We start from the raw sequence: 16,645 nt of genomic DNA, 5'->3' as shown, positions 1-16,645 counted from the left end.
TGTTTCACGTGGAACCAGCCGGGCCACATTCCTTCCATGACCGTCCGACCCGTGGTCAAGCGCACCGCCCGCGCCGTCCTGCTGGACGGCGACGATCTAATCCTGATCAAGCGCACCAAGCCCGGCGTGGATCCCTACTGGCTGACGCCCGGCGGCGGGGTCGAGCCGGAGGACACATCCGTCGTCGACGCGCTCCACCGTGAAGTCCACGAAGAGCTCGGCGCCAAGATCACCGACGTGGTGCCCTGCTTCGTCGACACCGTCGAGCACATTGGTGCGGACGCCAGCACCACCGGCGTGAAAGTCCAGCACTTCTTCGTGTGCCGGCTGGAGTCGATGGACCCCGCCCAGCGCCATGGCCCCGAGATCGACGAGCCGAGCGGCGAGTACGAGATCGTACGCATTCCCTTCACCCGGGTCGGGATCGCCTCCGTCCATCTCGTACCGCTGTCGCTGCGGCACTATCTGGACGGCAACATCGAGGGTGTACGGGCACTGCAGGCGCCCGACCTGGGCTGACGCCCCACTCCTCAGGCGGCGGGTCAGTCCGCGGCCGCGACGAGTTCCTCGACCGAGTCGTGGCGTATCCGATCGGACGGGATTCCGATGTCTCTCAGCGTGTGCACACCGCTGCGGATCATGCCGGGCGGGCCCGAGAGATATGCGTCGAACTCGTTCCAGGGCCCGTACTCCCGTATGGCGTCGGGGAGCTGGACATGCGCCTGCTGGTCGACGACCGGGCGGACCGCGAGCCAGGGGTGAATCTGCTGGAGCCGCAGCATCGTGTCGATGTCATACAGGTCGTGATCGGTTCGGGCACCGTAGAACACTTCGACCGGACGCCGCTCGCCATGCTCGGCGACGTCCTCGACGAGTGCCTTGATCGGGGCGATCCCGGTGCCGCCGCCCAGGCAGAGCAGCCCGCTGTCGGTGGTGTGATCGACGGTCATCGAGCCGGCAGGCGGGCCGAGCCGGATGATGTCGCCGGGCCGGGCATGGTGCACGAGCGCATTGGAGACCCAGCCCGCCGGGACCGCCTTCACATGGAAGGACAGCAGGCCGTCGGAGCGGGGTGCCGAGGCGAAGGAGTAGTGCCGCCAGATCCGCGGCCACCAGGGAGTCTCCAGGCTGGTGTACTGCCCGGCGAGGAAGGGGTACGGCTGGTCGGGGCGGACGGTGATGACGGCGACGTCGGGGGTTCTGAGGTCGTGCGAGACGACCTCGGCGTGCCACCAGGCCGGAGCCCGCAGCTCGTCCGCGGCCGCGGCATCGATCATGACCTGCGAGATCGTCGTATACGTCCGGATCCAGGCCGCCTCGGTCTCCTCGTCCCAGACCGCCGAGGCGTACCGGCTCAGGGACCCGATGAGGCACTCACCGACAGCTGGGTAGTGCTCGGGGCGGGTGCCGTACTTGCGGTGCCCTCGGCCGAGGTTCTGCAGATACGCGACCAGGACCTCGGTGTTGTCGATGTGTTCGGCCGCGGTCAGCAGCGCCTTGAGCAGCCGGTCCCGCTGGGTGTCCATCGCGGCCGGAAAAAGCGGGCGCAGATCGGGGTAGCGCACGAAGAGCAGGGCGTAGAAGTACGAGGTGACCTTGTCGGCAATGGGGGCCACCTCGGCCATGGTGCGGCGGACACGGACTGCGTCGGGGGACGCGGGGCGGGAGGGGGCTGACCTCTGCTCGGGGACGCGGGGTTGTGGGTCTGGCTGGGCTGGGGTGCGGGGCTCGCCGGGGGCGTCGGTAGGGGAGGCGTTTGAGGTACCGGCTCTGGCTTCGGTGGCACCGGCGTCGGCTGGAGCGGCTTCCGCGAGGGGAGTTATTCGTTTCTGCGCTGCCTCGCCGTGGTCCGCCGCGGGCCTGCCCACGGGGCGCAACGCGGCCAGGCGGGTGCCCTCGGTCGGCTCCTGCTCGCCGCCCGCGGGCGGCTCCGGCTGCCTGCGCGGCGTGAACCAGCCGCCCTCGCCGCTGCCCCCTGAAGTGCCGTTGTCGGCCGACGTGGTGGTCGGAGCGTCCATGGTGTGCCTCGCCTCGAACATCTTTCGGTCGGTCTGCGCACTTCCTCGATCGGAAGATGCCTGCTTTCCCCCGCAGACGGCTTGTTTTTCCGTTCTGTCCCGCTGGCCAATTCGGGCACATTCAAACCCGAAATCCCGCCCCCTACGGACAAGTAAGGCAAGAGTGTGACAATGGCCGCAGTACCGCCATGGCAGCGTCCCACCCTGTACCAACACCCTGGCCGCATTACGGAGAATGCGGGTCTTCGATCTCTCCGTCCCGTTAGGCTGCGTTGACCTGCGCTCGTTCCCTGCGGGATCTGCACGCGAGACGCACACACATCACACTGGAACCGGAGTCGACCCTACCGGTCCCGGTCCACCGCACAAGTCCCCAGTTCCTTGCGCCCAGAATTGCGCGGGGCGAACCATCAATTCCTCCGATTACCGGGGATGCCGGACCAGTTGATAGGCATCCACCAGATCACGCGCCCCACAGAGGAGTACGTGGTCAAACCCGTCAGATGCTGATCCGCATTGACGGATCGAAGAGATGAAGTCTCGCTTTGTACGCCGAGGCTAGTACGTGGGAATACTCCCGCTGTCAGACGTCCTCGATGCTCGCGCCCGGCACGGTGTTTCACGTGAAACTAACCCGCCCCGCACGCCGGGCCACCCTCGTTGTCCATGTAGCCGCCTCAGCATGCTGGCTCGGGCTCACGCTCGGCCTGCTCGCTCTCGGAATCACCGCGACCACCACCGGTTCCGCAGTGACCGTCGAGGCTTCCGTCCGCGCCATGAAGCTCTTCGCCGACTGGCTCCTGCTCCCCCTCGCATTCCTTACGTTCCTCAGCGGTCTGGTGCTGTCCCTGGGCACTCCGTGGGGTCTGGCGAAGCACCGATGGGTCTACACGAAGTTCTGGCTGACTCTGGCCACGATGACCGCCACGGTGTTCGCGCTGCGCCCCGGGGTCAACTCCGCGGTCGCCGCCGTCTCCGTAGGCGGCCCTCTACCCGACGTCAGCGAGGTACTGGCCGGGCCGATCGTGTCGCTGTCCGCCTATGTCTTCATGACGGTGATCTCGGTCCTCAAGCCCTGGGGACTGACTCGGCGTGGTCAAAAACTACGTATGACTGCCCGGAAATCGGTGGACGCCGAGCGCGCCCGTCAGACAGCCTGACCAGCGTGCCGACTCCTTCCCTTGCCGACCTGCCCATCCGCGGTCTGACGCCCCGTGACCTCGCCGCCTGCACCGACTTGTCCGAGAACGTGGGCTGGCCCCGTGAAGAGCACAAGTGGGGTCTGCTCCTGGCGGCGGGCAGGGGTTACGGCATCGACTACCCGGACGGCGGTCTTGTCAGCGCCTGCGTCGTGACCTCGTACGGACCGCGGGAGCGTCCCGATCTGGCCGCGATCGGCATGGTGCTGGTCGCCCGACGACACGCACGGCAGGGCGTCGGCCGCCGCCTGATGCGTCATGTTGTCGCTGAACAGGGCACCACCCCGCTGACCCTGCATGCGACGCCGTACGGCCGCCCCCTCTACGAGGAGTTGGGCTTCAAGACCACTGGCCGAGCCGAGATGGTCCGCGGACATTTCACGCCCGGCGGTCCGGAGCCGGAGGCCACCACGCGCAGGGCCACGGCCGAGGATCTTCCCGCAATCCTCCGGCTCGACCAGGAGGTCTTCGGCACCGACCGCACGCACATGATCACGCGACTGCCGGCCTTCGCCGATCAACTTCGCGTCGCCGAGGAAGACGGGCAGATCACCGGGTACGCGGCCGCCTGGCCCAATATCGACAACCATGTCGTTGGTCCTCTGATCGCCCAGGACACGGAGACGGCGAAGGCGCTCATCGCCTCGCTGGCAGCCCACACCTCTCAGGCACTGCGCACAGATATCGACGTACGGCACGAGGAACTGCTGGCGTGGGTCAAGGCACACGGCCTTGCCTCTGCCGGCTTCAACGCGGTGATGACGTACGGCATCCCGGACCTCCCCGGCGACTGGACGCGCAGGTTCGCTCCACTGACGGTGGCGGCGGGCTGAGTCGCCCCTCTAAGAGACCGCCTGGGCAGCGGATCCGTGGTGGACGGGCCACGCCCGCGCCCGCCTCGGACACGTCTGCGCAGGACGTGCCCACATAGGCTGCCCCCATGGGAGACCTTGAGATACGACCCGCTGTTGCGGACGACATCCCGGTCATCGTCGCCATGCTTGCCGACGACCCGCTGGGTGCCCAGCGCGAGTCACCGGACGACCTGGCTCCGTACCTGACCGCGCTGAACCGCCTGAGCGGTGACCCGAACCAGCACTTGGTCGTCGCCGAACGCGAAGGCCGCGTCGTCGGCACTCTCCAGCTCACGATCGTTCCTGGCCTGTCCCGTAAGGGAGCGACCCGCTCAATCATCGAAGGCGTACGGGTTCGCACCGACGAGCGCGGCAGCGGCCTGGGTTCCCAGCTCATCGAATGGGCAGTCGACCAATCCCGGCGCGAGGGCTGCCAGTTGGTCCAGCTGACCTCCGACGCCACCCGCACCGACGCCCACCGGTTCTACGAACGACTCGGCTTCACAGCCTCCCACGTGGGGTTCAAGCTTCCCCTCTGAGACGGTGTATGGCATCCCTCCGCGGCGTCGTGTTTCACGTGAAACACGACGCCTCCCCCGTGTGGAACGCTCTCGGTCGGGACGCCCTTGTCGCGCACCACGCTGCTTGTCCGGTGCCGCGGCTACCGAATCCCGCGCCACCCCTCTGGATCCACCCCGCCCGGCACCGGCGCCCCCTCGTCGTACGGCTGCCGCGTGAAGACGAACGACCCGAGGTCCAGATGACTTACCGACCCGTCGGGGCGCCGTACGGCCCGCAGAAGTTCCCCCGCGTAGTAGCCGTCGAGCCCCGTCCACGTCCCGTCGCCATTGGCCCGGAAGCGCGAGCGACGGCCATTGCCGGACAGGGGTCCGAGTGAGACGCCTCCATCGGCGGTGAGACGCAGTGCGGATGCCTGCGTGCCCCAGTACCACGGCCCCGCCAACTCCAGTACGGATGCGTCGACTTCCGGCAACGGCCGCCACGGCTCGGGGAGCCGGGGTTCGGCCTCGGCGACGATGCGTACGAGGTCCGCGGCAACCGTCATCACCAACGGGCCCGAGGTGCAGTTGGCGAGCACGACTGAGGCCAGATCGTCCTCAACGCTGATCACGAGACCGGCGAGGAAGCCCGGCAGGGATCCCGAATGCCCCACAAGGATCCGCCCGTCCCGGTGCAGAATCTGCATGCCGAGGCCATAGGCCATGCCTGCCGCCACCTCATCGGCCTCAGGCGGCGCCGCGGGCGTACGCATCTCCTGCACCGACCGCGCACTCAGCACACGATCGTCCCCCTCGGCCAGAAAGGCGGCGAAGCGCGCCAGATCGCCCGTGGTCGACCAGAGCTGACCGGCCGGCGCCATCCGGCCCAGGTCCTCAGCAGGCTCCGGCAGCATCACATCCGCCCAGGGATGCACGGCCCAGCCGCCCGCATGCGGTGCCTGTGGGCGGCTGCTCGTACGGTGCAGTCCCAAGGGCTCGAGGACCTCATGCCGCAGGACCTCCTCCCAAGGCGCGCCCCTGAGCTCCTCGACCAACGCGCCCAGCAACGTATAACCGGGGTTCGAGTAATGGTGCCGCCGCCCGACGGGATGCCGGTGCGGCTGTTCGCCCAGCACATCGGCAAGCTCCGGGCGCAGCGAGCCCGGCGTACGCTCCCACCAGGGCGCGGGCGACTCGGCCGCCAACCCGCCCGTATGCGCGAGCAGTTCGGCGATCGTCGCCTCCCCCGCTCCGGTGTCCGGCAGATACTTCTCCAGCGGATCGCCGAGGTCCAGCACTCCCTCGTCCCGCAACCGCATCACCAGCACCGCGGTGAACGTCTTGGTGATCGACCCGATCCGGTACTGCACGTTCTCGTCCGGCCCATGCCCGTCCACCGAGGTACGCGCCCCGTGCCACACCGCCTCCCCGCCCCGCACGACCCCGGCCACCATCGACGGCGCCCGTCCCTCGGCCTGAGCAGTGGCAATACGGTGCAGCAGGGCCCGGCGCGTTCCGGGCAGCAGCTCATCCTGAGATGTCGTCATGAGCCCAGTCCACCTGGTCGGAGGCCCGGCGTCGAGCGCCGACAGGACCGCGGCCGGATCGAAAGCAAAACGCAGCGACAACAGCTGTAGGATCTCGCGGCTCGTGCCATAGAGCACAGCCCTGACCAGGGGGTTCCTGCGCTCCTGGCTGTCAGCAGCTGCTGGCACCTCCACTGCACCGGCACCTCGGGACGGTGTCTGAGCCGCTGCACGAGCGTAGGGAACAGGTAGTGCGTCGCCTCTGCAGCGAGGTGCTCTTGGAGCCAGTCGACCGGGAGCCGCTGGCTGAAGCCGTGCATGGCGGCCTCCTGGGCGAGGTCCAGGAGCTGAGCGGTGTCGACGGCTCGGACGGTGCGGGGAAGGGTCGGGGCCATGTCGAGATGATGCCAAGAAGCCTCAGCGGGGCCGAGAGGTCAGCCGGGCCGGGATGCGATCTGCCGACGAGCAGGACCCCAGACTTCCTCGAACTCCTCGGAGGTAAGTTGCTCGGGGTCGTGGCCTTCCCATTCCGAGACGGGCAGCTCAGCTGTGATCCCGGACCTGCTGTCGTACTCATCGAGGCGGCCTGCGTCGTAGGCCCGCTGCCACTCGGCGAGGGAGGCAGCTGCGATCGGGGTCAGCTCAGGCCCTTCGAGTTCGACCTGCCGGATCACCCAGCCTTCAGCGTCGACCTCGAAGTAGAACCAGGTGTCTTCCTCGTCCCAGTAGCAGCGCATCCATGTGGTCACCGGTCAATGATGACGGTGCTGGCTGCTGTCATGGCAGTCTTCCCGAAGGGGTCAGCTTCTAGCCCGACCGCGCTCGCGCGTTAGAGCAGTGCTTGCCCGAGGTCCCGCTCCAGGCGGTTGATCTGAGTGACCAGGGTTGGCTGGTATTAGTAACTGCGGCACGCAACTTGACGAATGCCTCTTGCTGAAGGTCAGAGCAGCCGGTCCTTGGCCTTGTAGTACGCCCCGGCGAAGGGCAGGAACCAGGCGGTGCCGTTGTAGAACGGCACCGGAACCTTGGGGAAGCCGAAGCCGCGCATGGGGTTGGCCTCCGGGTGGCCGTCCATGACCTCGGCCATGGCGCGGCCCATGTAGGTGGCCATCTGGACGCCGTGGCCGCAGTAACCCATGGAGTAGTAGAGGCCGTTGTCCTCGCCCGCGTGCGGAACGCGGTCGTAGGAGAAGCCGACCATGCCGCCCCATACATAGTCGATCTTCACCCCGGCCATCTGCGGGAAGATCTCGGTCATCTCCCGCTTCAGGACGTCACCGCTCTTGACGTCCGAGGCGGGGTCGGAGGGGGCGAAGCGGGCCCGGCCGCCGAAGGCGAGGCGGTTGTCCGGGGTGAGGCGGATGTAGTGGCCGATGTTCTTGGAGTCCACGACCACGCGGTTGTTGGGGATGAGCTGCCGGGCCCGCTCCTCGCCCAGTGGCTCGGTGACGATGACGAAGCTGCCGACGTTGATCAGCCGCTTGCGGAACCAGGGCATGGCCTTGTCGGTGTATGCGTCGGTGGCCGCCATGACCTGCTTGGCGCGGATGGTGCCGTGCAGGGTCTCGACGAGGAAACCGCCCTCGGGGATGCGGTGCAGCGCGGTGGCGGCGTTGCGTTCGTGGATCTGAGCCCCGGCGCGTTCGGCGGCCTCGGCCAGACCATGGACGTATTTGCCGACGTGTAGGTGCGCGCTGAGCGGGTCGAGCAGGGCTCCGTGGTAGTAGTCGGAGCCCAGCTCGGCACGCAGATCGTTCTTGCTCAGCAGCGTGGTGTCGTGGCCGAAGTTGTCGGCCAGGTCGCGCTGCTTGGCCCGCATGCTCTCGAAGTGCTGCGGCTTGAACGCGACTCCCAGACGCCCTACGCGGTGGAAGTCGCAGTCGATCTGCTCCTTGACCGTCAGCTCCTCCACCAGGTCCACCGCCTCGCGGAAGGCGTCGTACAGTTCCCTGGCCCGCGGCTGCCCGTAGCGCTTGCGCGCCTCGGCGGGACTGATGGTGATGCCCTGGGTGCACATGCTGCCGTTGCGCCCGGAGGCGCCGGAGCCGACCTTGTCCTTCTCCACGAGGACGACGTGGGCGCCCTTGCGTGCCGCGTGGTAGGCAGTGGACAGGCCGGTGAGGCCGCCGCCGATGACCACCAGGTCCGCCTGCTCGGGGAGGGGCTTGCCGGTCCGGTCGGGGAAGGCAGGAGCTGTGTCGAGCCAGTAGGGGATCTGCTTCATGACGTACGTCCTCGGGTCTTCCTGGTAGTCCGGGGGTGCTTTGTCTGGGTCCCGGCTTCAGCAGCCGAGCAGGGCCGGCAGGCCGGACAGGTCGGGCAGCTCGTCGAAGGGCTGGTAGTCGGCGCTGCCGCGGGCTCCGATGGAGCCGTTGTGGCCGTAGCGGTTGATCCACACGCGGCGAGCCAGGCCGAGGTCGCGGGTGGGGATGAGGTCGTACTCCCAGCCCTGGGCGACGTGGATGACCTGTGCGGGGTCGATGTCCATGGCCTGGAAGGCGTACTCGAAGGCCTGCCGGGACGGCTTGTAGGCCTTGGCCTGCTGGGCGGTGATGACATGGTCGAACTCGACGCCCATGTTGGCCAGGTTCTGGGCGATGAGGTCGTCGTCCGTGTTGGAGATGATGGCGATCTCGTACCGGGACTTCAGCGCCCGCAGGGCGGCCGGGACCTCGGGGTGAGGGCCGAAGGTGGGCACGGCCGCGACCAGGGCCTCGCCGTCGGACTGCCGGTACTCCAGGCCGTGCAGACGCATCGCTATCTCCAGGCTGGCGGGCAGCAGCTCGCGGAAGGGGCGGTATGCCTCCAGGACGGCGTGGAACCGCATGATTCGGAAGTCGTCGAGGAACTCGTCGACGTTCAGACGGTCCAGGTCCAGCCGGTCGGCCAGGACCTTCAGGGTGGTGGGGCCGAGCTGGAAGTCGACCAGGGTGCCGTAAGCATCGAAGGTGACGATCTGACGCATGATGTTCAACCTCTTTCCGGACATATAGGACATTCCGTTTACCGGGAGTCACGATCTCGTCGAGTGCGGCCAGGTCGGCCGCATCGGAAGTTCAGGAGGCTGCCGAGGCGTTGGGGCGACGACCTGCCTAGGGGGCATGAGGGCTGAGGGGGGTGCCCGAGGGGCCACCGCTGGAGGACGAGCCCCCGACAGGCCGGGGACGGCGAATGCTGATCAGGGGGTCGGCGGCAGCATCATCACTGCTGCGATGCGATGAGCCTCTCTTCGGCTCGAGGTGTTGCGTCAGTGAAGCACTGTGGAGAATCCGGCAACAAGGGACGTGAGGCCGCGAGATCGACCGCGTATTTTGTGCCTGTGCACAATTTCTGAGAGGCACCGCGAGCGGCTCCGGCGCGAACCGCGGCCGCTTGGCGCTGCTGCTCCAGCTCTCCCGGTCGCGGCCCCGGCCGGTTGCCTTGCCCCGTCCAGCAATCGGTGGATCAGGACACCGTCGCCCGGAAGCGGGCGCCCGCGTCCGTCTCCAGCCAAGCCAGGGCGAGGACCAGCCGGGCGGCGTCGTTCGGTCGTGACAGCTTCAGCCCGGTCGCCTCTTCCGCGGCCTGCAGGCGATTGCCCACCGTGTTCCGGTGACGGTAGGTGCGTGCGGCCACCTCGGCGACCGAGCCCAGGTCGAGGTACCAGCGCAGGGTCTCGACGATGCTGTCGCGGTCGCGCAGCTCGAGGAGTGAGCGCAGCACGCCGGTGGCCATCGCACCGGTGAGCTCCTCCTGCGCCGACATGATCGCCCCGACCCAGTGGCCCTCCACATGCCGCACTCCGGGCTGCGCGGAGCTGCGGATCGCGGCACGCGCGAACCGGATGCCCCGCGCCGTCAGCGCCAGGCCGGGAACTTCCGCGACGCCGCAGCGCCACGGGGCGAACGGCCGGAGCATGGCAAGCACGGCCCCTTCATCGCGCCGTCCGTGACCGATGATGCCGAGGAGCTCGTCGCCCATCCATCCGAAGTGACGCAGCAGGCCGCCTCGACGCAGCGCGTCGTCGACCTGGGACACAGCCGGGTCCCCGGTAGGAACGGATTCGACCACGACCACGGTCAGGGCGACGTTCTCGGAGAAGCCCAGCAACGTGGAGGCCTCGGCGACGATGGAGGGATCCTGCTCCCCTTCCAGGACGAGACGGGTGAAGGCGCGGTTGCGCACCTCCGTACGATGGCTCGCCAGGTCGCGCTCGGTGCGGCGGTAGGCGTCGACGACCTCGACGCTGTTGGCGTCCGTCGCCTCCCAGACGCGGATCAGCCCGTCGAGGAAGTCGGGATCGGCGCTGATGCCACGTGCTCGCCCCTCTGCGAGCACGGCCTCCCACAGGGTCCTGAGGTCCAGCTGGAAGGAGTGCATCAGAGCGGTCAGGGGAAACGCCTGCTCCGCTCGCTCGCGTCCCACGTCCTCGGTGGCGCGCGAGACCGTCCGGGGCACAGGACCGCCGGCCAGCCGGGTCAGGGCGAGTTCGAGGGTTCGTCGCATCCCCTCCCGTTTCTGGACCGGGTCCCAATCCGCCGACGCGTAGGCGGGCTCCTCGGCTTCCAGTCGTTCGAGAGCACGAGAGGTCAGTTCGTCGAGTCGTTCCTCGAGCAGCCGGCGCGCGATCGCCTGCACGGCGTCGTGGCGGGCCCCGCCCTGACGGCGTCCCGGGCCGCTCACGAGGACCGCCTCTCCCGACGACAGCCGTCACCGTACGAATCCGGGGCCGCCTCCGGGTAATACCGCTGACATGCCGGTGGGGCTCCCTGGCAGTAATTGTGCACAAGCACAAAATACGGGGTCGATGTCGCGACCTCGCGTCCCTTGTTGCCGGATTCTCCGCGGTGTTTCATCTGACGCATCACCTCGGGCTGGAGAGACCTCGTGACATGACCACGCACTTGGAGCAGTTATGGCACTTCCGTAGGCACCTGACCCCCAGTCCGTCACCTTGAGTAGGCGCTGCTGAGGGGCACCGCGTTGCTCGGCTCAATGTCGGCCTTCCGCTACGGAGCCCACCAGGAGGCGATGACCAGGGCGGCCGAGCCAACCGGTTCGCCAGGCAGAGCGGAATATCGAGATCACCCAGGACTCCCCCAGAGGCTACGCCGAGCTCAAGGCGAGGGTCGAGGACCATGAGGACACCGCTGGACCCCGCCCAGGCGCTGCGCGGGGTGCTCCCTCCAACGTCACCTGGGACGTCATAACCGCCGCCGCGTGAGCAGATGACCGGTCTCGATGAGCGCTCCGCCTTTGACGGACGGCCCACCTCGGATCTGATGCCGACCAAGTGCTGGAGCGCGTCCTGGCCCGGGCCCCTGCGGCCGTCGGAGTGGGGCATCGAGGCGAAGCACCAAACGGTGGAGTCGCCCTGGACCTGTCGGTCGTCGACTTGGCCAAGGTCTGCGCAGCCCGTAAGGCGATCGAGACACAGCCGAGGCTGCCCTGCCCGCCGCCTGCGGCAACTGCAACCAATCGGACCGTCCGGGAGCTGGCTGACAGCGTCGGGCAAAGCCGACACGGGTGGCGGCGGGGGACTGGCCAAGACCTGAGCGTCGTGGCCAGTCCCACGGTGAGTGATGAGCGACCTGACGACGAGAGAGAGAACGCACCGATGACCTCAGCGACCACCACCGGCCAGGACGGAACGACCATCCCCGGTCACACCGGCCCACTGCCGGGCTCGCTCCTCGATCACGTGCTGCGGCAGTCCTTCGGACTCGAGGAATATGTCCAGCATCCCCTGGGAGGGGAGGTCGACCAGAACGTCCGGATCACCGGCGACGACGGCATGCGCTACTTCGTACGGGTCACCCGCGCGGAGCCGGACTCGGCCGACGTTCTCTGGCAGAACTCGCTCCTCCAGCATCTGGCCTCCACCGTTCCCGACCTTCCGGTGCCACGGCTGGTCCAGACACGCGAGGGGAAGTGCCTTGCCGACGTCGTCCACGAGGGCCGAACGCACGTGGTTCGCGTGATGAGCTGGCTTGAGGGCCGGGTCCTGGCGGAACTCGACGACCACCCCGCGGCGCTTCTGCGTCAGCTGGGAGAAGCCGCCGGGCGGCTGAGCCTCGGACTCTCCAGCGTGGAGCCACCGGTGGGCTTGGAACCGCACGACTGGGACATGCGCCGGGCCGCTGAGATTGTCGAGGCGTCGCTGCACGCGGTACAGGACGCGGACCGGCGGGAGTCGGTGCGCACGATCATGAGCTGGTACGACGATCTCCTGCCGGCATGGGATCGACTGCCTCGGAGCGTCGTACACCAGGATCTCAATGACGCCAACGTCCTGGCCGACGCTGACGAGGACGGGGTGCTGCGGATCTCGGGCATCGTCGACCTGGGCGACTCGCTCCACAGCGTGCGCGCGGCGGAGGTGGCGATCGCGGCGGGCTACGCCATGGTCCGCAAGGCCGACCCGCTCGCTGCGGCGGCCGAAGTCGTGGCCGGCTTCCACTCGGTGCTCCCCCTCACGGCTGAGGAACTGGCGGCCGTCTATCCGTTGGCGGCCGCCCGGCTGTGCATGAACGCCGTGACGTGGACGCGCCGGGTCGCCGAGAGCGACACGCCGTACGGGCGGACCCGCATGCAACACACCTGGCCCGCGATCGCGCAGGTGGCCGAGGTCTGCCCCGACGTCGCCGAGGCGATGTTCCGGGTTGTGTGTGGGCTCCCCCCGACGCGGGAGCAGCTGGGTTTGGAAGAGGTCCTGGCAGAGGCGGCCCGAGACGGTGCCCCGTACGCACCGGCCCCGCGACTGCTCGACCTGCGACCGGCAAGTGATCTCTACGACGAAGTCGACTGGCACGACGCGAGGGCGGTGCGCGCGAGCATCGACGACATCCTCGACGGACGACGGCGACGGGGCTACGTGCCCCACCTCAGCGCATCGCTGCTCCTTGGGGGCCGGCGCCGCCCGGGAGCCGACGAGCCCGCGACGGTTCAGGTCGGCGGCTCGCTGATCGTGGCAGACGCCGAGGAGGTTGCCAGCCCGCTGTCCGGCATCGTCGAGGCCCGCGGTGGCGCAGGGATGCCGTTGGTACTGCGACATGCGGTCGAAGGGCTGGAGTTCTGGACGTGCTGGTGGGGACTCGACGACACGCCGCCCGTTGCGGCGACAGTCCCGGCCGGGGCGCCGTTGGGACGCGCCGGCGCGAGCGATGAGACGGACCCACTCGGGCCCTGCGTCCAGGTGCAGGTCCACCGCGCCGCGCGGATGGCCACGTGGCCGCCGCCTCGTGCCGTGCCGCCCTCCGCACGGCAGATGTGGAGCCACCTGTCACCCGACCCCGCCCGGCTCCTCGGGTTCGCCGAATCCCCCGCCGCGGCCCCCACCATCGACGACGTCGTCTCAGTGCGCCGTCGCCACATCGCTCGCTCCCAGCGCAACTACTACCGCACCCCGATGAACCTTGTGCGTGGGCGGGACGTGTGGTTCCACGACGAGGACGGCCTGGCCTATCTGGACTCGCTGAACAACGTCACCCACGTCGGCCACGCCGAGCCACGCGTGACGGCCGCCGCCACCCGACAGCTGCGCAAGCTCAACACCAACAGCCGTTTCGTCTACCCGCAGATCGCCAGTTACGTGCAGAAGCTGGTAGCCACCCTGCCCGACCCGCTCGAGGTCGTCTTCCTCGTGTGCACCGGCAGCGAGGCAAACGACCTGGCGCTGCGGATCGCCCGCCAGGTGACAGGTCGTCAGCACATCGTCAACATCGACGGCGCGTACCACGGAAACACCGGCGTGGTGACCGGGATCAGCCCGAACCGTTACAAGGGCCCCGGCGGCGCCGGTGCGCCCGCGACCACCCACGAGGTCGTCATCCCGGACCGCTACCGCAGTACCTACGGGTACGACGACGCGGACGCCGGAGTCAAGTACGCGCGCGACGCCGCGGCTGTCATCGAGCGGATCACGGCCGACGGCCGACCCCCGGCCGCCTTCATCGCCGAGTCCTTGATGGGATCGGGTGGGAACATCGTGTTCCCCGACGGCTACCTCGACGGCGTGTTCACCGCTGCAAGGCGAGCGGGCGCCCTGTGCATCTCCGACGAGGTCCAGGTCGGCGTCGGACGACTCGGGCCCTGGTGGGGTTTCGAGCTCCAGGGGGTGGTCCCGGACATCGTCACGATGGGCAAGCCGCTCGGGAACGGGCACCCCCTCGCGGCGGTGGTCACGACTCGAGAGATCGCCGACGCGTTCGACACGGGCATGAAGTACTTCAACACCTTCGGCGGCAACCCGGTCTCCTGCGCGATCGGCGAGGCCGTGCTCGACATCGTCGAGCAGGATGGGCTGAGGGAGAACGCCGTGAGCGTGGGCGGGTACTTCGCCCAGTCGCTGCGCGAGCTCCAGCAGCGCCAACCGCTCATCGGTGACGTGCGGGCAGAAGGGCTCTACCTCGGCGTCGAACTGGTCCGCAACCGCACCACCAAAATGCCGGCCACTGAGCAGGCCTTCATGGTCACCGAGCTCATGAAGGAGCGAGGCGTCATCGTCTTCCCCAATGGCGTGCACGACAACGTACTGAAGATCAAACCGCCCATGACCTTCCGTCGCGAGCACGTCGATGTCTACGTCGACGCGCTGGACGAGGTCCTGTCCCTGCCCGAGCTGCGCTCGGCCGTTCAGTCCTGAGGCGGGCAACCGTCCACTGAGGCAATGAACGAGAGCGGCCCGCGAAACGCGAGAAGTGCCCTGCTGGCCGGCTTCTCCGGCCAGGGCTTCAAGCTTTCGCCCGCCATGGGCGACATCGCCGCGGACCTCACCCTGGAGCGCCGCACCTCCCAGTCGATCGACTTCTTCACCACAATCGGCCGCTCCGCGGCCTGAGCCAGAAAGAGGAAGCACATGACCCTGACCATCGGCGCGCTGAGGGCTGAGCCCGGCCAGAAGACCCGCGGGAGCCTGTCGGCCGACCTCGGCACCACGACAGTGGAGGTGCCCCTGGTCCTCGTCAACGGATCCCGCCCCGGCCCCCGGGTGGTGATCACCGGGGGCGTCCACGGCGGCGAGTTCATCGGCGTCGACACGGCCACCCGCCTGGCCGGACTGCTGGAACCGGACGAGGTCGCCGGCCAGGTCGTGATCTGCCCCGTGGCCAACCCCCCGGCCGTCTACGGAGGCAGGCTCAACATCTCCCCGCTGGACGGCGTCAACATCAACCGCGTCTTCCCCGGGGACAAGGACGGCGGCCCCACCGAGCGGATGGCGGCCTGGCTGTTCGAGTACGTCATCGACGGCGCCGACGCCTACGTGGACCTGCACAGCGGCGGCATCGACCAGCACCTGCTCGACTTCGTCGGCTACCGCCTGACCGGCGACGACGAGCTGGACGCGAAGAACAAGGCGATGGCCCACGCGGTCGGATACGAGCGCGTCATCTTCGGCACCAGCCCGGCCGGCGGCAACAGCCACGCCGCGGCGAACCGGCAGGGCATCCCCGCCATCCTCGTCGAGACCGGGCAACTCGGCGAACGCGACCCCGCCACCGTGCGCAGGCTGCTCGACGCCCTGTACCGGATCCTGCACCACCTCGGTGCCATCGAGGCGTCGGAGCACGTCAAGCCGCCGACCGTGCAGCCGCGCGACTGGATCTGGACGGGCGACGTCGAGTCTCCGACCGCAGGCCTCTGGTACCCGGACGCGGCCACCGGTAACGAGGTGACCGAGGGACAGACCATCGGCCGCATCATCGACCCGGTCGACGGCACCGAGCACAAGATCACCGCCATCGCCACCGGAAAGATCATCTACAACATGAACGGGCTCTCCGTCCGCCCCGGCACGCACCTCGCCGCCATCGCCACCCCGCACCACTGACGGGCCGCACGCCCGCCCACTGATCCCATCCCCCTACCCCACCGAGATGGCCCCATTTCACTCCTTCCAGGAGAATCGTGTATCCAAGCCGGTCTTGCGGACTGTCTCCACCAACAGCACGGCGGATGGATGGCTGACCGAACTTGGGGTCCCGGCTGACCAGGCAGAGAGGCCACGGCCCGTCCCAAGGGCACTCCATCGAGATCAATTCCACGAAGCTCTTCCAGCAGCGCGGCGCTAAACAGCCAGTCCCTGCGGTAGCCCGCCAGGAATCGGACATTCTCCAGCTCCACCGTCGGAGGCTCGCTCCAGACCTCGTACTTCCATCCGCGCGCCTCCACCGCCTGCCGGGTCCACTCGAAGGTGAACGCGACCTCGGGCTTGGACACACGGTGGAGCGGCTTGACGTCAACGATCACCGGCACCTGGTCGGTGAGCAGGAGACAATCCGGGATGTGCTTGCGGATCTTCCCTTCCAGCACGGTCTGAAGCAGAAAGGGCTGAGCCACGATGCCGTGGACGCTGCGTTCGAAGTCTGCGAAAAGCAATCGGGCCAGCTCCAGGCGGGATTCGTAGAGCACGTGGTCGCGCATGGTCGCTGACCAGTAGGTACCCGAGTAATGCTTCTGCCCTCGGTGCCAGCGGATTAGCCGCCACGGGGCCGCGGAGGCCAACAGATCCTTGGAAGCGGCCGACTAGGCATACTCCTCGACCTCGTCGCCATCACGGCGGCGCACTCT

General features: G+C 68.2%; 14 protein-coding genes and 1 pseudogene. 7 read left to right on the top strand and 8 right to left on the bottom strand.

Annotated features, from left to right (window positions below):
* Positions 1-36: 36 nt before the first annotated feature.
* The gene (locus ACQEVY_RS23905) at positions 37-519 is read left to right on the top strand and encodes an NUDIX hydrolase (protein WP_328770350.1); all 483 of its coding nucleotides are present in this window, start codon (positions 37-39) and stop codon (positions 517-519) included.
* A gap of 23 nt (positions 520-542) precedes the next feature.
* Here the strand turns inward: ACQEVY_RS23905 and ACQEVY_RS23900 are convergent, their stop codons facing one another.
* Entirely contained in the window at positions 543-2,018 is a 1,476-nt protein-coding gene (locus tag ACQEVY_RS23900; RefSeq protein WP_432951527.1) for a globin domain-containing protein, read from the bottom strand.
* A gap of 596 nt (positions 2,019-2,614) precedes the next feature.
* Here ACQEVY_RS23900 and ACQEVY_RS23895 point away from each other — a divergent pair.
* The 3 genes from ACQEVY_RS23895 to ACQEVY_RS23885 all read left to right on the top strand — a co-directional run bounded on the left by ACQEVY_RS23895 (position 2,615) and on the right by ACQEVY_RS23885 (position 4,610).
* Positions 2,615-3,178 carry a DUF2269 domain-containing protein gene (locus tag ACQEVY_RS23895; protein ID WP_432951526.1) on the top strand — a complete coding sequence of 188 codons (564 nt, stop codon included), beginning with the start codon at positions 2,615-2,617 and terminating at the stop codon, positions 3,176-3,178.
* A gap of 5 nt (positions 3,179-3,183) precedes the next feature.
* Positions 3,184-4,050, top strand: a complete 867-nt coding sequence (locus ACQEVY_RS23890; protein ID WP_432951525.1) for a GNAT family N-acetyltransferase — start codon at positions 3,184-3,186, stop codon at positions 4,048-4,050.
* A 107-nt stretch (positions 4,051-4,157) separates the two neighbouring features.
* Positions 4,158-4,610 (top strand): N-acetyltransferase family protein, encoded by a 453-nt coding sequence (locus ACQEVY_RS23885; RefSeq protein ID WP_432951524.1) that lies wholly within the window; start codon positions 4,158-4,160, stop codon positions 4,608-4,610.
* Between the two features lie 122 nt (positions 4,611-4,732).
* Here ACQEVY_RS23885 and ACQEVY_RS23880 read toward each other — a convergent pair whose 3' ends face one another.
* The 6 genes and pseudogenes from ACQEVY_RS23880 to ACQEVY_RS23855 all read right to left on the bottom strand — a co-directional run bounded on the left by ACQEVY_RS23880 (position 4,733) and on the right by ACQEVY_RS23855 (position 10,759).
* Positions 4,733-6,118: a serine hydrolase domain-containing protein gene (locus ACQEVY_RS23880; RefSeq protein ID WP_432951523.1), complete on the bottom strand. Its 1,386-nt coding sequence runs from the start codon at positions 6,116-6,118 to the stop codon at positions 4,733-4,735.
* Between the two features lie 125 nt (positions 6,119-6,243).
* Positions 6,244-6,492: pseudogene (locus tag ACQEVY_RS23875) on the bottom strand (hypothetical protein); the annotation flags it as partial.
* Between the two features lie 39 nt (positions 6,493-6,531).
* Positions 6,532-6,834 (bottom strand): hypothetical protein, encoded by a 303-nt coding sequence (locus ACQEVY_RS23870; RefSeq protein WP_432955368.1) that lies wholly within the window; start codon positions 6,832-6,834, stop codon positions 6,532-6,534.
* A 203-nt stretch (positions 6,835-7,037) separates the two neighbouring features.
* Positions 7,038-8,321 (bottom strand): NAD(P)/FAD-dependent oxidoreductase, encoded by a 1,284-nt coding sequence (locus tag ACQEVY_RS23865; protein WP_432951522.1) that lies wholly within the window; start codon positions 8,319-8,321, stop codon positions 7,038-7,040.
* A gap of 57 nt (positions 8,322-8,378) precedes the next feature.
* On the bottom strand, positions 8,379-9,062 hold the full coding sequence (locus ACQEVY_RS23860; RefSeq protein WP_432951521.1) for a haloacid dehalogenase type II: 684 nt from the start codon (positions 9,060-9,062) through the stop codon (positions 8,379-8,381).
* Between the two features lie 479 nt (positions 9,063-9,541).
* Positions 9,542-10,759: a helix-turn-helix domain-containing protein gene (locus tag ACQEVY_RS23855; protein WP_432951520.1), complete on the bottom strand. Its 1,218-nt coding sequence runs from the start codon at positions 10,757-10,759 to the stop codon at positions 9,542-9,544.
* A gap of 934 nt (positions 10,760-11,693) precedes the next feature.
* On the opposite strand from ACQEVY_RS23855, the gene ACQEVY_RS23850 reads away from it, so the two are divergent.
* Genes ACQEVY_RS23850 through ACQEVY_RS23840 form a run of 3 tightly spaced genes read left to right on the top strand, consistent with a single transcriptional unit; the run spans position 11,694 to position 15,905 of the window.
* Entirely contained in the window at positions 11,694-14,720 is a 3,027-nt protein-coding gene (locus tag ACQEVY_RS23850) for an aminotransferase class III-fold pyridoxal phosphate-dependent enzyme (RefSeq protein ID WP_432951519.1), read from the top strand.
* Between the two features lie 24 nt (positions 14,721-14,744).
* Entirely contained in the window at positions 14,745-14,915 is a 171-nt protein-coding gene (locus tag ACQEVY_RS23845; RefSeq protein WP_432951518.1) for a hypothetical protein, read from the top strand.
* Positions 14,916-14,933: 18 nt separating this feature from the next.
* The gene (locus ACQEVY_RS23840; protein WP_432951517.1) at positions 14,934-15,905 is read left to right on the top strand and encodes a succinylglutamate desuccinylase/aspartoacylase family protein; all 972 of its coding nucleotides are present in this window, start codon (positions 14,934-14,936) and stop codon (positions 15,903-15,905) included.
* Here ACQEVY_RS23840 and ACQEVY_RS23835 read toward each other — a convergent pair.
* On the bottom strand, positions 15,836-16,579 hold the full coding sequence (locus tag ACQEVY_RS23835) for a TnsA-like heteromeric transposase endonuclease subunit (RefSeq protein WP_432951516.1): 744 nt from the start codon (positions 16,577-16,579) through the stop codon (positions 15,836-15,838). The genes ACQEVY_RS23840 and ACQEVY_RS23835 overlap by 70 nt on opposite strands.
* Positions 16,580-16,645: the final 66 nt, after the last annotated feature.

It is taken from the genome of Streptomyces sp. CA-288835 (genome assembly GCF_050936385.1).
Lineage (GTDB): Bacteria > Actinomycetota > Actinomycetes > Streptomycetales > Streptomycetaceae > Streptomyces.
The sequence above is the reverse complement of the archived record's forward strand: the minus strand, read 5'-3'. Positions and strand labels throughout refer to the sequence as shown.

Bases quoted from the DNA above. Each gene is read 5' to 3' on its own strand.
- ACQEVY_RS23905 (WP_328770350.1), top strand. From the start codon at position 37: ATGACCGTCCGACCCGTGGTCAAGCGCACCGCCCGCGCCGTCCTGCTG.
- ACQEVY_RS23900 (WP_432951527.1), bottom strand. From the start codon at position 2,018: ATGGACGCTCCGACCACCACGTCGGCCGACAACGGCACTTCAGGGGGC.
- ACQEVY_RS23895 (WP_432951526.1), top strand. From the start codon at position 2,615: ATGCTCGCGCCCGGCACGGTGTTTCACGTGAAACTAACCCGCCCCGCA.
- ACQEVY_RS23885 (WP_432951524.1), top strand. From the start codon at position 4,158: ATGGGAGACCTTGAGATACGACCCGCTGTTGCGGACGACATCCCGGTC.
- ACQEVY_RS23880 (WP_432951523.1), bottom strand. From the start codon at position 6,118: ATGACGACATCTCAGGATGAGCTGCTGCCCGGAACGCGCCGGGCCCTG.
- ACQEVY_RS23870 (WP_432955368.1), bottom strand. From the start codon at position 6,834: ATGCGCTGCTACTGGGACGAGGAAGACACCTGGTTCTACTTCGAGGTC.
- ACQEVY_RS23865 (WP_432951522.1), bottom strand. From the start codon at position 8,321: ATGAAGCAGATCCCCTACTGGCTCGACACAGCTCCTGCCTTCCCCGAC.
- ACQEVY_RS23860 (WP_432951521.1), bottom strand. From the start codon at position 9,062: ATGCGTCAGATCGTCACCTTCGATGCTTACGGCACCCTGGTCGACTTC.
- ACQEVY_RS23850 (WP_432951519.1), top strand. From the start codon at position 11,694: ATGACCTCAGCGACCACCACCGGCCAGGACGGAACGACCATCCCCGGT.
- ACQEVY_RS23845 (WP_432951518.1), top strand. From the start codon at position 14,745: ATGAACGAGAGCGGCCCGCGAAACGCGAGAAGTGCCCTGCTGGCCGGC.
- ACQEVY_RS23840 (WP_432951517.1), top strand. From the start codon at position 14,934: ATGACCCTGACCATCGGCGCGCTGAGGGCTGAGCCCGGCCAGAAGACC.